A 14,392-nucleotide genomic window follows, 5' to 3' on the forward strand; every position below is an offset into this window, starting at 1 on the left:
TCTCCAATTAATTAAACAAAAACCTGTATTTTTGCATCCTTTAATTTAAGCAATGAGTAAACACGGTAGAATTTTGGTTGCCATGAGTGGCGGGGTTGATAGTTCGGTTGCAGCAGTGATGTTGCACGAGCAAGGTTACGAAGTAATCGGCCTTACCATGAAGACCTGGGACTACGCCACCTCTGGTGGAAGTAGCAAAGAAACTGGTTGTTGCAGCTTAGATAGCATTAATGATGCTCGTACCTTAGCTGTAAACTATGGTTTTCCTCACTATATTTTAGATATCCGTGATGAATTTGGAGATTTTGTAATCGATAATTTTGTAGACGAGTATTTGGCAGGGCGCACACCAAACCCTTGTGTTTTATGTAATACCCATATCAAGTGGGAAGCTTTATTAAAACGTGCCAACAAACTAGATTGCGAATTTATTGCAACTGGTCACTATGCCAATATCCGTAAGCAAGACAGCGGACGTTACGTAATCTCTAAAGGTAAAGACGAGAACAAAGATCAATCTTATGTGTTGTGGGGCGTTTCTCAAGAAAATTTATCTCGCACCAAATTCCCATTAGGCAGTTTTGCTAAGGCAGATATCCGCCAAATGGCATTAGACATGGGGCAAGAAGAATTAGCTAAAAAATCTGAGAGTTACGAAATATGCTTTGTTCCTGATAATGATTATAGAGCATTCTTAAAACACAAAGTGGAAGACTTGGAAGATAGAGTTGCGGGTGGAAACTTTGTGAATAGTCAGGGTATGATTATTGGCCAGCATAAAGGTTATCCATTTTACACTATTGGACAACGTAAAGGTTTAGGTGTTGCCTTTGGCGAGCCAATGTTTGTTACTCAAATTTTACCAGAAAGCAATACTGTTGTTTTAGGCAGAGCTGATGAATTGGAGCGAAAAGAAGCAATGGTTAGGAATATCAACTTGGTTAAATACGAGAATATTTACGAACCGATGGATAATGTGATTACTAAAATACGTTATAAAGATGCGGGTATGCTGAGTACAATTGTTCAAGAAAAAGACCAAATGAGGGTTGTTTTTGACCATAATGTATCTGCAATTGCACCAGGACAATCTGCTGTTTTTTATGAAGGCAATGATTTGTTAGGTGGTGGTTTCTTGGTTTAAACATTTTTACCACATAGGCAGATAGAAAATATAGGCTTATGATTATGTTTTCTAATGGTTAGCCAAAGATTAGCAGATTTTTTTTTACCACATAGACACATAGAAAACATAGGTTAGTATGTCGTTATTGGGAGAAACGAAGTGACGAAGCAATCTTTCCTGCTAAGAAGCCTTAATTAAATTCTAACAAAACTATACCTTGCAAATAGCAAACCTAGAAAGGAGATTGCTCTGTGAAAAACAGAGGCTCGCAATGACGAGTCCTAGCTAAGCATCTAACTTATTATTAATTAAATAAGGGGTGCCTACTTTCATTTTTTTGTTTTTGAAGGGTTCAAAATAATAATCAATTCTACCTAGGTTAATGCCGGCAAAACCAACTTGATTGACGGTAGTGATTTGACCGTCAAGATTTTTTACATCTTCAGGTACATCTAAAAAAGTGTGCGTGTGTCCACCAATAATTAAATCTATGTTTCTGGTGTTTGCTGCTAAAACTTTATCAGAAACTGAATTGTTACGGTAGGAATAGCCTAGGTGAGAAAGACAAATCACTAAATCACATTTATAATCATTTTTTAATAGCAAAGCGGTTTCATTAGCCTTCGCAATTGGGTCGAAGTATTGTGTTTCTCCATAGTTTTTAGGGTCGACTAATCCTTTTAATTGGATACCCAAACCAAATACACCTATTTTCAACCCTGCTTTTTTAAAGACTTTAAAAGGCTGCGTAGATTTTGAAAGCGCTGTATTAGATAAATCGTAGTTGGCAATTAAGACAGGGAAATTAGCGTGAGGCAATTGTTTATAAAACCCTTCAACACCGTTATCAAAATCGTGATTTCCTAATGTTGTGGCATCATATTGCATTTGGCTCATCAATTTAATCTCCACTTCGCCCCCAAATTTGTTGAAATAAGGTGTGCCTTGAAAAATATCACCAGCATCTAACAGCAGTACATTTTCTTGTTCTGCTCTAATCTTTTTAATCAATGCAGAGCGTCTAGCAGTACCGCCTAAGCCTTGGTTTCGAGACCCATCCATCGGAAAAGGCTCTATCCTACTGTGCACATCATTAGTATGTAGAATGGTTAATTTCTGTAATCGACCGTTGGCAAAAGCATCTAGAGAATTTAAGCTTAAAGCAACAGCAGCACTAGCAATGCCACCAGTTTTAATAAAATTTCGGCGATTAATTTTTTGTAATTCTTCCATCTAATTTTGCGTTTATTTTATTTCCAGCAGCTTGAACTTCTTTTACCTCTTTTAATAAGGCATCACGAATAAGTATACTCATATTTTTGCTTGAGATTGGCGTTGCAAAACCAACGTTCTCATCGCCACCACCTGCGATATAATCAGACGTAGCTACCCAATAACTTTTATTTACATCAAAAGGCTTTCCGTTTATTAATATATTTTCTGGCAGCTTATTCTTAATGTTAAATTTTAAGCCACTTACAGGTTGCCCCCCCCTTGCTGCAATGTTTGTAATAACTTTTAACACATCGGCTCCCTTTAAATTAAATAATATCAGTTGATTCTCGAAAGGCATCAATTCAAATATGCTCGAAACAGTAATTGGACCTTTTGCAATGTCATTACGTAACCCTCCAGTAGTTGTTGGAAATACAAAACCGATATTAGGTTCTATCTTTCTAGCCTGATTATAAACAGCATCAGCGAAAAAGTTCCCTAAAACAGATTCAGGAAGTGAAGAACTTTTCGATAATACAACATCTGTATAACCAATTACTTCATTCATTTCGGCTTCTACCTTAACTTTATAAGGCATATAAGTTTTAATGATTGAGCTATCTACAGGTAATGAAGAATTAATATTTTGCTCTTCACGATTAGATTTTACAACTGCATATTTTGTGGTGCAAGAGCCAAGAAGTACCAATGAAATAGCAAGAATGTAAATCTTGTTTTTTACAGTCATAGAAGGATTGTTTTGATAAGGCTAAGATAGGGAATTATTAACCACAGATAAAAAGGATGGACACGGATAATTAATATCTACTTTGTCAAACTTTTAAACTATTAGCCTTGTAGTTTGACAAAGGTTATTTAAGGATTTACTTTGTGTTCTTGGTGCCTTTGTGGTTTACTCTTCTGCTAAATTTTGTCCAAAAGTTTTACTTAATATTAGATATAATTCTGGGTGTTTATCTTTTAATATCTCTGGTTGTTCGAAAAAGTATTCAGAAACAACAGCAAAAAACTCAGCTTGATTGGTAATTGCATAAGGGTTAATATCAGATTTATCTTCTTTTATCCTTTCGATTTCTTCGTGCATCATTTTTAACCAAGGCAAGGTATATTCGTGTGCCATCAGGTTTTCTGGCACACCATCTGTGGCGCCATCAGATTTATCTAACAAATGTACAAACTCGTGAATTCCTGTATTTTCCATACCTGCACTTTTAGAAAAACCGTGTCTTAAAGCAGCTAATGATAAAATCATCTGTCCGTTCATGAAACCAGTTCCAACCATTCCCATGATATTTCTTTCACCATCTTCAAACTGAAAGTCTTGATTAAAAGTATCAGGGTATAAAACCACATTACTTAGGTTTTTATACTTCCAATCAGTAAAGCTGAAGATGGGAATTACAGCACTCGCTGCCACTAACAACCTGTCTAATTGTGTAATTTCTAAACCTACTCCTTCAATTTTAGTAGTAACTAAAAAATCTGCAACCTTTTGTTCAAACAATTCTTTTTTATTGCCATCAAGGCGGATGTAGAAATCTACATTGCTAGCTAATAATTGTTTATCAGCTTCGCTTAATGAAACTACAACTAATTTCTTCTTGCGGAAAATAAAATATAATGCGACAATAAAAGCAACAACAAGAATTAAATATGGCGTATAGTTCATGCTCAATTATAAACAAAAAATCCCAAAACAGTTAAGCATTGGGATTTAACAAACTTTAAAAAAATATTATAAATTCTGAACAATAGCAGCATCTAAGGGTTTAACCGGAGAACGGTAACGGTGTACCAATTGACCTTTTTCATTAATTAAAAATTTCTCGAAGTTCCATTTAATGTCGCCAGTAAAATCTGGATTTTCTTGACTTGTTAAATAAGCAAATAGCGGATTAATATCAGCTCCTTTAACACTTACTTTCTCACTCATTAAAAATGTAACACCATACTTCTGTGTACAGAATTCTTGAATTTCTTTGCTAGTGCCTAATTCTTGTTCTTTAAAATTTCCTGCTGGGAAACCGATTAGCACTACATTTTTACCATATTGTTTGTGTAGTTTTTCTAAATCTTCATATTGAGGTGTATAACCACATTTAGAAGCTGTATTTACAATTAAGATTTTCTTTCCTTTAAATTTAGATAGTTTTACTTCTTTGCCATCAAGGGTTTTAAAAGAAAAATCATAAACGGATTTAGGCGGATTTGGTGCAATCCATAAGTTTAATAGTAATAATAAGGTATTGATCATTTTTTTTAAGGTTAAGTGTTTAAACTGGTTAATGGTTCAATTGTACGATTATTCAATATGCAATACAGAATTTCTAAATAAGCTCTACGCATTACGCAAATCTCCCAACCAATAAACGAAGATACTTACAAAACAGATTGAATAAATAATTATATCGTAAAGAAATTGATATTTTAAAAAATAAATTAAAAGGGTATTGTACTAGGTTTAATGGATGTAAAACAGTGTGTTGCACTTCAAATTCAACTGCTTTTTTTAAAATAATTGCTATATCAATTTTGATTTTAGACTTAATTATAGTTTTATTTGCAGAAAAACGTTCTGAATGGCAAAAAATTTACTAATAGTCGAGTCACCTGCAAAAGCTAAAACCATAGAGGGTTATTTAGGGAAGGATTTTTTGGTTAAGTCTAGTTATGGTCATATCCGGGATTTAGTAAAAGGCGATATGGGAATAGATACGGAGAATGATTTTTCCCAAACCTATGAAGTACCTGCCGATAAGAAACAAGTAGTTGCCGAACTGAAAAAACTAGCTAAGGAAGCCGAAATGGTATGGCTAGCATCCGATGAAGACCGTGAGGGAGAAGCTATTTCGTGGCATTTATATGAAACTTTAGGGCTAAAAGAAAGCAACACAAAACGTATTGTATTTCATGAGATTACTAAGCCTGCAATATTAAAGGCCATTGAAACTCCTCGTACTATCGATTATAATTTAGTTTATGCCCAACAAGCTCGTCGTGTTTTAGATCGATTGGTAGGTTTTGAACTATCTCCAGTTTTATGGAAAAAAGTTAAACCATCTTTATCTGCTGGTCGTGTACAATCTGTTGCGGTACGATTAATCGTAGACCGTGAGCGTGAAGTAAATAAATTTAACAGTACTGCTGCCTTTAAAATAACTGCTCAATTTACTACGGGAAAAGGCAAGGAAACTGTAAAAGCAGAATTACCACAACGTTTTGAGCAAGCTGCTGATGCAGAAAAATTCTTGCAAGATTGCATTAACGCAGGTTTCGCAGTTAGCAATTTAGAAGTAAAACCAGCAAAGAGAAATCCTGCTGCCCCTTTTACAACCTCAACACTACAACAAGAAGCTTCTCGTAAATTAGGTTTTTCGGTTGCTAGAACAATGCAAATTGCACAACGTTTGTATGAAAGTGGTAAAATCACTTACATGAGAACAGATTCTGTTAACTTATCTGAAACTGCTATTGCTGCCGCATCGGCTGAAATCAAATCTGCTTGGGGCGAAAAATATCATCAACCTAGGGTTTATAAAACAAAATCTGCTGGTGCGCAAGAAGCTCACGAGGCTATTCGTCCAACTTATTTTAATCAGCACAATGTGGATGGGGATAACTCAGAAAAACGTTTGTACGATTTGATTTGGAAACGTGCCATCGCTTCTCAAATGAGCGAAGCTATTTTCGAAAAAACGAACGTTAACATTAGTATTTCTACCAGAAAAGAAGAATTACTAGCTGAAGGTGAAGTATTGAAATTTGATGGCTTCTTGAAAGTTTATCTAGAATCTACTGATGATGAAGATGAAGAAAATGAAGATAACAACCTCCTTCCACCATTAACAAAAGGACAAAGTTTAATATTAAAAGAATTAGCAGCGACAGAAAGATTCTCTCGTCCGCCAGCAAGATATACAGAGGCAAGTTTAGTTAAGAAATTAGAAGAACTTGGCATTGGCCGACCATCTACTTATGCACCAACCATTTCTACGGTTCAAAATCGTGGATACGTGGTTAAAGAAGATAAAGATGGTAGAAAAAGAGAGTTTGTAAGTATGGTTTTGGTTAATGGCAACATTAGTAAAGTAACCAAATCTGAAATTACAGGTGCTGAAAAATCGAAACTCTTCCCTACTGATATTGGTGAAGTGGTAAACGACTTTTTGGTAGAACATTTTAAAGGCATTGTAGATTTTAACTTTACTGCAAAAGTAGAAAAGCAGTTTGATGAGATTGCACAAGGTTTACAGGAATGGACAAAAATGCTCCACTCTTTTTATACACCTTTTCATAGTGAAGTAGAAAATACTCTAGAAAACGCAGATCGTGCAAATGGTGAGCGTTTATTAGGGATAGACCCAACAACTGGTAAAAATGTTTACGCTAAAGTTGGCCGTTATGGTCCTTTAGTTCAAATAGGCGAATTATCTGATGATGAAGAAGATAAACCTCGCTATGCTAGTTTAGGGAAATCTCAATCGGTGGGAACGGTTTCACTGGAAGAAGCATTAGACCAATTCAAATTGCCTTTCCAATTAGAGGATTATGAAGGCAAAGAAGTTTCAGTTGGTGTTGGCCGTTTCGGGCCTTATGTAAAATGGGGCGAAGCTTTTATTTCAATTCCCAAAAATGAAGATCCATTAACTGTTGACCAAGCGAGAGCGATTGAAATTATTGGTGAAAAGGTTACTGCTGATGCACCAGTTGCAGCGTATGAAGGGTTACCTGTAACTAAAGGAACTGGTCGTTTTGGTCCTTTCATTAAATGGAATAGCTTATTTATCAATGTGCCTAAAGCTTACAATTTCGATACATTATCTGCAAATGATATTAAAGAGCTAATTGAGAAGAAGATTGAGAAAGAAAACAATCGTTATATACAGCAGTGGGAAAGTGATAAGATTGCAATAGAAAATGGTCGTTGGGGACCTTTCATCCGTTTCGGTAAAGAAATGTTGAAATTGAGGAATAATCCTAAAACCAAGGCAAAATACACAGCAGAAGAATTGGCAGAAATTCCTTTAGATGATGTTAAGAAACTAATTGTTGAACAATTACCAAAAGCGTTTGACGTTAAGAAAAAAGCACCAGCTAAAAAGAAGGCCGTAGCGAAAAAGAAATAGTTAATAGACCAAAGAATAAAGAGCAATGATGAAGACTGGATTTAAATTCTTTTAATCCCCTAATCTTTGTTCTTTGTTCCTTTATCTTTAATCTAAATGAAAGCAGATTTACCAGAAAATATAGTTGAAGACGTTGCCATTGCGGTGGCTTTAGTTGGCGAAACTCCAGAAGTTGGAAGCTGGACCGTTTATGTAGTTAATTATAAAAATGGCCCAATAACCAATGTAATGATTACTTCTAAAGGTTATGGTGAAAAAGAGGGCAAAAAAGTAAAAACTTCACTTTTAAGACATTTTATTGGAGATTTAGACGCAAATTCTTTTGCAGGAGTTGAAGCTATTGACCCTGCTGTTTTTGGTTTAACTAATGAATATTGGTTAAGCTATTACATTGGTAAAGAGATTTACGACAAAAAATTCATTTTTCTTCCAGAAAGCATAGTTGAGAATAATATAATTAGAGTTCCGGTTTTAAACAAGCCTGGAGTGATGATTAAGTAGTATTGAGGTATAGTTTAATTTCCTAGCGTAATTGCGAGGAACGAAGCAATCTCCTAACTTATTTGTAATAATTTAATCTCAATGACTATATCTAAAATAGCTTTAAAGATTGAAAAAACAATATTAGCTGTAATTAGATATAGTCTAATCCTGTCAAACCTATTAATGTTGACATCACTAGTTTTAAGGTATTTTAATGGACCTATTTCTGTTGAAAACTACAATAGTCCTTTTGCTATTATCTTATGGTATAGCATTATCATTTCATTCTGCTCAACATTTATAAGTTTGCCAATTTTAGTAATAATTCATTTTTATAAAATCAATAAATCAATTAATTTAAAGATTGATTTTATATTATTGGCACTGCTGTCATTAAGTATTTTAGCAATTTTTATTATTTCAGCATAAGCCCCCCTATCTAAACCGTATTGAAGTGGTATCCTTTTTTGTCAGGCTGAGCGTAGTCGAAGCCCAAAAAAGATATAGCGTAAAGATGGACTATCTGAACCGATTAGCACTACAATTGATTTGCCAACAATTATTTGAATGAGTTGATAAATAATTTCTCATTCTCATTTCTTTTTTCGCTAAATTTCATACAACATTTACCAATGTATATTGTATGGAAAACACTGCCAAATATTCTTCGTCTACGATAAAAAAAGTGCTCTTTGGAGCATTATTTTTAATATCAGTTTTTGCGATTTATTTTTTCTTTTTCAAAAAGAAAAATGAGCAAGACAATCAGGCTTATGCAAAATATATAGAGTCCTATACGTCAGGAACAATTTCTAAGAAAAGTTTCATCAGGGTTCATCTAGCAAGTACTGTAAAAAGCTTAAGTGATTTAGGTAAACCTGATGAAAGAGAAATATTTGACTTTTCTCCAAGTATTAAAGGAAAAACATTTTGGATAGACCCACAAACCATTGAATTTAGACCAGACGAACAGCTAGAACCAGATCAAAAATATGAGGCAACGATTAATTTAAGCAAAATAACAACTACTGAAAAAGGCTTAGAGGAATTTGATTTCGATTTTAAGGTAATCAAACCAGGATTAAACCTAAGTCAGAATGGTTTGGTTTCTCAAAACAATACATCCTTAACTTACATGAAGTTAATTGGAGAAATTAATACAGCCGATTATGAAGAGCAGCAAAGCATTGAAAAGTCATTAAGCTTAGATTTTACTCAAAAATTAAAAGTTAAGTGGACACACGATCCAGAAAAACATCGCTCTACCTTTGTGATAGATAGCATTAAAAAAATTAACAAGGAAGCTACCTTAACACTAAATTGGAACGGTGATGCGATAAATGCTGATGATGATAAAGGTGAAGAAAAAGTAATTATTCCTGCTAAAACTATTTTTAAGGTATTAGATATTAAGGCTGTACAAGGTGCTGAAGATTATGCCTTAATTCAATGTTCTGAACCCATAAATGTAGCTCAGGATTTAAATGGGTTAATTGCTTTGGGCGATTTACAAGACCTTCGTTTTACAATTGATGCCAGTCAGATTAAGGTTTATGCGCCAGATGAATTGCAAGGAAATTACGCTGTTACCGTAAACGCTGCCATAACAGATATTGAAGGTAAAAAATTAGAGAGTTCAAAAACAGCGAACATCATTTTTGAAGATAAATTGCCTTCGGTTACCATAGCAGGAACTGGTACTATCCTACCCAATTCTGGAAAATTGGTTTTACCTTTTGAAGCTGTAAACTTAAAAGCTGTTGATGTTACTGTAATTAAAATATATGAAAACAATATTCCTCAGTTTTTTCAAGTAAATAATTACAAGGAAGGAAATGAATTGAGAAGGGTTGCTAAGCCAGTTGTTCAAAAAACAATTCGTTTAGATGAGGATAAAGCGGTAAACCTGCACAAGAAAACACGTTTTACTTTAGATTTAGATAAACTTATTCGCACAGAGCCTGGAGCAATGTATCGCGTAACGATAGGTTTTAGAAAAGCATATAATGTGTATGAATGTAAAGAGATTTCTTCGGGTAGTACTGATGAAGATGGTGGTGAATATGAAGGTGACTATGAAAGTTATGGTGAAACATTAGATGAGGATGATGAATTTTGGAACAGTTATCAAGATTATTACCCATCTCATTACAGATGGGCAGACAGGGATAATCCTTGTACACCATCGTACTATACAAATGAACGTTGGGCAAGTAGAAATTTATTGGCTTCTAACATCGGCTTGGTTGCCAAAAGAGGAAATGACAACAGCATGCTTATTGTTGCTACCGATTTATTGACAGCAAAACCTTTAAGTGGCGTAAGTTTAGAATTGCAAGATTATCAGCGGCAAATTTTAACCACGGTAAAAACTGATGGTGATGGTTTAGCCATATTTGATTTAAAGAGAAAACCGTTTTTATTGGTTGCCAAAAATGGAAGAGAGCGTGGTTATTTGAAACTAGACGATGGAAACTCGTTGCCATTAAGTCGTTTTGATGTTGGTGGCGATGTAGTACAAAATGGAATTAAAGGGTTTATTTATGGCGAACGTGGTGTTTGGCGACCAGGAGATAGCATCTATTTGTCGTTTGTTTTAGAAGATAAATTGAAAAAATTGCCGACTAATTATCCAGTTACTTTCGAGCTAACAAATCCTAAAGGTCAGTTAGCTAAACGAACAGTAATTGCGCAAGCACTAAATGGATTTTACACATTTAAAACTGCTACAGAAAGCACCGCGCCAACAGGAAATTGGCTGGTGAAGGCAAAAGTTGGTGGTGCTTCGTTCTCAAAAACCCTTAAAATTGAGACGGTAATGCCTAACCGTTTAAAAATCAATTTTGATTTAGGAGGAAAAACTTATTTAGGCAATGGAGCTTCATCGGCTACTATCCTTTCTGCAAAGTGGTTATTTGGCACACCAGCTCAAAACTTAAAAGCAAAAGTTGATGTAAACTTAAACACAACGGAGACCAAGTTTAAAGGATTTGATGATTATTCATTTGATAATCCGACGGTGAATTTTGAGTCGCAGATTAAAACAGTTTTTGAAGGCACATTAAATGCTGCTGGTACAGCTGTTGTAAATACTAATTTAAGCGAAACTGGTTCCGCTCCTGGTATTTTAAGAGCCAACTTCACAACAAAGGTGTTTGAACCTGGAGGTAATTTCAGCATCGATAATTTCAGTATTCCATATCACGTTTACAACAATTATTTAGGCGTTAAAACCCCATCAGGCGACCGTTTAAGCGGAATGTTGTTAACTGATAGAGACCACAAAGTGGAAATTGTAAACGTAAATAGAGATGGTAAATTGTTAGGTGGAGGCAAAACCGTTTCTGTTGAACTATACAAGGTTCAATGGCGCTGGTGGTGGGAACAAGATAACCAACAGAGTTATGCCAACTTCACTCAAAATGAATATAACAAGTTGGTTTCTAAACAGTATGTAAACCTTACCAATGGAAAGGGAGACTACACATTACGTATTAATGAGCCTAATTGGGGTAGATATTTGATTTTAGTTCGTGATGAATATGGGAATGGACACACCACTGGAAAATCTGTATATATAGATTGGCCAGGCTGGGCACAACGTGAACAAGGCAGCAACCCAACAGAGGCATCGATGTTATCTTTTACAGCTAACAAACAGAAATTTATTGTTGGAGAAGATATCACCTTAACTATCCCTACTGGAGAAAATGGTAAAGCTTTAGTTTCTATTGAAAATGGAAGTAGAGTTTTAAAAACTTATTGGGTTGACACTAAAAAAGGGCAAACACAATTTAATTTCAAGGCTGAGAAAAATATGGCACCGAATGTTTTTGCGAACATTACGCTGATCCAACCTCACGCCCAAACACTAAATGATTTGCCTATAAGGATGTATGGAGCCATTCCGTTAACTATTGAAGACCCAGAAACTATATTAAAACCTGTGATTAAGATGGCTGCTACTTTAAAGCCAGAAATAGAAAGTGCAATTTCAATTTCGGAAAGCAATGGTAAAGCGATGACATATACCATTGCTTTGGTTGATGAAGGGTTATTAGACTTAACACGATTTAAAACTCCTGATCCGCATAGTATATTTTATGCTAGAGAAGGTTTAGGAGTTAAAACTTGGGATTTATTTGATCAAGTATTAGGCGCTTGGGGTGGAAATTTAGAACGAATTTTAAGTATTGGTGGTGATGGTTCTATCAACAGAAACTTAAATCCTGCTAAGGCAAATAGGTTTAAACCTGTAGTTAAATTTATGGGGCCATACTATTTAGGCAAAGGCGAAAATAAAACGCATAAATTTAAATTACCACAATACATCGGTTCAGTTAGAGCAATGGTTATTTCAGGTATGGATGGCGCTTACGGTTTTGCAGAAAAAGCAGTAGAAGTTAAAAAGCCTTTAATGGTTTTGGCAACTTTACCAAGGGTAATTGGTCCAGGAGAAAGTTTTACTTTGCCAGTTAATATTTTTGCAACTAATAACAATTTAAAAAATGTTTCTGTTCAATTGCAAAGCACTAACTTAATTGTTGATGGTTTGAAAACCCAGCAGTTAAGCTTTAAACAAGCAGGTGAACAAATGACTTATTTTCAAGTTACTGCACCAAATAATGTTGGTGTGGCAAAAGTTAAAATTATTGCACAAAGTGGAAACGAGAAAACCGTTTATGATGTAGAAATGGATATTCGTAATCCAAATCCTTATATCACGAATGTAGTTTCAGCTACTATCCAGCCCAACCAAAGTTGGTCGACGAAGTTTGCCCCAATCGGAATGAGTGGTACAAATTCTGGATCCGTTGAAGTTTCATCAATCCCACCTATCAATTTAAATAAACGCTTGAGTTATCTAATTCAATATCCTCATGGGTGCGTAGAACAAACCACATCAAGTATCTTCCCTCAATTGATGTTGGATAAATTGACTCCACTTTCAACACAAAGAAAAACTGAAGTTGAACGAAATATTAAATCTGGAATTAACAGATTAAAAGGCTTCCAAACTACTGATGGAGGATTAAGTTACTGGCCTGGCGAAGGTGCTTCTGATGAATGGGGAACAAATTATGCTGGACATTTCTTAATCGAGGCACAAAATGCGGGTTATACTTTACCTGCCGGGATGTTTGAAGAGTTGATCCGTTACCAAAAAAGCAAAGCGAATAATTGGGTGCCAAATTCAGAGAATTTCTATGGCGGCGATCTAAGTCAAGCTTATCGATTATATGTTTTGGCACTGGCTAAAAAACCAGAAATGGCAGCAATGAATAGATTGAGAGCTTTTGAATATTTATCTGTTGCCTCAAAATGGCGTTTAGCAGCTGCGTATCAATTAGCTGGTCAAGCTGCTGCTGCCAATGCTTTGATTAGCCGATTAGACAAAACGGTAAAACCATATAATCAATTGAGTGGCACTTACGGCTCCGATTTAAGAGATGAAGCAATGATTATGGAAACCTTAACTTTAATGGGTCAGAAAGGTCAAGCTGCACAATTGCTAACCAAAGTTGCTTCACGTTTAGGACAAGATATTTGGTACAGTACCCAAACTACGGCTTATAGTTTATTGGCAATTGCTAAGTTCTGTGGGCAAAATAGTTCATCGAATAGATTGCAATACAATTATGTTTTAAATGGCGCTAAAGGAAATACAAATAGCGAACAATACTTAAATACAACTTCCATAACGTTCAAAAATAATACTGCTAACATTACCAATACCGGAAAAAATGTATTGTTTGTAAGATTGATTTTGCAAGGTCAACCAGTTGCAGGACAAAACAATTTCTTACCTAACAATCCTGAGATATTGGAAATGAATGTGAGTTATAAAACTCTTAAGGGTTTAGTTTTAGATCCATCTACCTTAAAACAAGGAACAGATTTTTATGCAGAAGTAACTGTTAAAAACCCGGGTAAAATGGGCTATTATGAGCAGATGGCCTTAACTCAGATTTTCCCATCGGGTTGGGAAATCATTAATACCAGGTTAAATGATAACGAAGGAGCTTTAGCTTCGGCTCCATATACTTATAGGGACGTAAGAGATGATAGAGTATTTACTTATTTCAATATCCGCGAAAATGAAACTTTAACTTATAGAGTATTGTTAAACGCGTCTTATTTGGGAAAATATTACTTATCTGCCGTACAATGTGAAGCAATGTATAACAATAACATTAGTGCAACACAAGCTGGTAAATGGGTGCAGGTTGTTAAATGATAAACAAGAGGCAAGTCGTCATTGCGAGCAAAGCGAAGCAATCTCTTTCTTACAAGTTAGATTGCTTCGGTACTTTGCTTCTTGTAATGACGAACACTCATAGTCTCGGATAAATATTAAGCAATAAAAAGCGTATAAAACCCAATATCAATCTTAAAAAGGTAATTAGTTTTTCCATAATGA

8 protein-coding genes are annotated in these 14,392 nt (G+C 35.0%); 4 read left to right on the top strand and 4 right to left on the bottom strand.

Annotation, left to right across the window (positions count from 1 at the left end):
- The first annotated feature begins 52 nt into the window (after nucleotides 1-52).
- Nucleotides 53-1,144: a tRNA 2-thiouridine(34) synthase MnmA gene (mnmA, locus tag EZ428_RS13995; protein WP_131553789.1), complete on the top strand. Its 1,092-nt coding sequence runs from the start codon at nucleotides 53-55 to the stop codon at nucleotides 1,142-1,144.
- Between the two features lie 267 nt (nucleotides 1,145-1,411).
- Here mnmA and EZ428_RS14000 read toward each other — a convergent pair whose 3' ends face one another.
- The 4 genes from EZ428_RS14000 to EZ428_RS14015 form a co-directional block, all read right to left on the bottom strand.
- Complete coding sequence (locus tag EZ428_RS14000; RefSeq protein WP_131553790.1) at nucleotides 1,412-2,359, bottom strand: metallophosphoesterase; 948 nt, start codon at nucleotides 2,357-2,359, stop codon at nucleotides 1,412-1,414.
- Nucleotides 2,337-3,089 carry a 5'-nucleotidase C-terminal domain-containing protein gene (locus EZ428_RS14005; protein ID WP_131553791.1) on the bottom strand — a complete coding sequence of 251 codons (753 nt, stop codon included), beginning with the start codon at nucleotides 3,087-3,089 and terminating at the stop codon, nucleotides 2,337-2,339. The genes EZ428_RS14000 and EZ428_RS14005 overlap by 23 nt, the downstream gene beginning before the upstream one ends.
- A gap of 165 nt (nucleotides 3,090-3,254) precedes the next feature.
- On the bottom strand, nucleotides 3,255-4,031 hold the full coding sequence (locus EZ428_RS14010) for a M90 family metallopeptidase (RefSeq protein ID WP_131553792.1): 777 nt from the start codon (nucleotides 4,029-4,031) through the stop codon (nucleotides 3,255-3,257).
- A 66-nt stretch (nucleotides 4,032-4,097) separates the two neighbouring features.
- A complete protein-coding gene (locus tag EZ428_RS14015; RefSeq protein WP_131553793.1) occupies nucleotides 4,098-4,616 on the bottom strand; it encodes a glutathione peroxidase in 519 nt (172 codons plus the stop codon).
- Nucleotides 4,617-4,941: 325 nt separating this feature from the next.
- Here EZ428_RS14015 and topA point away from each other — a divergent pair, with 325 nt between their 5' ends.
- From topA to EZ428_RS14030, 3 genes are all read left to right on the top strand, one after another.
- Nucleotides 4,942-7,488: a type I DNA topoisomerase gene (gene topA, locus EZ428_RS14020; RefSeq protein ID WP_131553794.1), complete on the top strand. Its 2,547-nt coding sequence runs from the start codon at nucleotides 4,942-4,944 to the stop codon at nucleotides 7,486-7,488.
- A 96-nt stretch (nucleotides 7,489-7,584) separates the two neighbouring features.
- Complete coding sequence (locus EZ428_RS14025; RefSeq protein WP_131553795.1) at nucleotides 7,585-7,989, top strand: hypothetical protein; 405 nt, start codon at nucleotides 7,585-7,587, stop codon at nucleotides 7,987-7,989.
- 625 nt (nucleotides 7,990-8,614) lie between these two features.
- Nucleotides 8,615-14,209 carry an alpha-2-macroglobulin family protein gene (locus EZ428_RS14030; protein WP_131553796.1) on the top strand — a complete coding sequence of 1,865 codons (5,595 nt, stop codon included), beginning with the start codon at nucleotides 8,615-8,617 and terminating at the stop codon, nucleotides 14,207-14,209.
- The last annotated feature ends 183 nt before the right edge of the window (nucleotides 14,210-14,392 follow it).

This window comes from Pedobacter frigiditerrae, assembly GCF_004331645.1.
Classification (GTDB): Bacteria; Bacteroidota; Bacteroidia; order Sphingobacteriales; family Sphingobacteriaceae; genus Pedobacter; species Pedobacter frigiditerrae.

Excerpts from the sequence above, each read along its gene's own strand:
- EZ428_RS14005 (WP_131553791.1), bottom strand. The coding sequence starts at position 3,089 with ATGACTGTAAAAAACAAGATTTACATTCTTGCTATTTCATTGGTACTT.
- EZ428_RS14015 (WP_131553793.1), bottom strand. The coding sequence starts at position 4,616 with ATGATCAATACCTTATTATTACTATTAAACTTATGGATTGCACCAAAT.
- EZ428_RS14030 (WP_131553796.1), top strand. The coding sequence starts at position 8,615 with ATGGAAAACACTGCCAAATATTCTTCGTCTACGATAAAAAAAGTGCTC.
- EZ428_RS14010 (WP_131553792.1), bottom strand. The coding sequence starts at position 4,031 with ATGAACTATACGCCATATTTAATTCTTGTTGTTGCTTTTATTGTCGCA.
- EZ428_RS14025 (WP_131553795.1), top strand. The coding sequence starts at position 7,585 with ATGAAAGCAGATTTACCAGAAAATATAGTTGAAGACGTTGCCATTGCG.
- topA (WP_131553794.1), top strand. The coding sequence starts at position 4,942 with ATGGCAAAAAATTTACTAATAGTCGAGTCACCTGCAAAAGCTAAAACC.
- mnmA (WP_131553789.1), top strand. The coding sequence starts at position 53 with ATGAGTAAACACGGTAGAATTTTGGTTGCCATGAGTGGCGGGGTTGAT.
- EZ428_RS14000 (WP_131553790.1), bottom strand. The coding sequence starts at position 2,359 with ATGGAAGAATTACAAAAAATTAATCGCCGAAATTTTATTAAAACTGGT.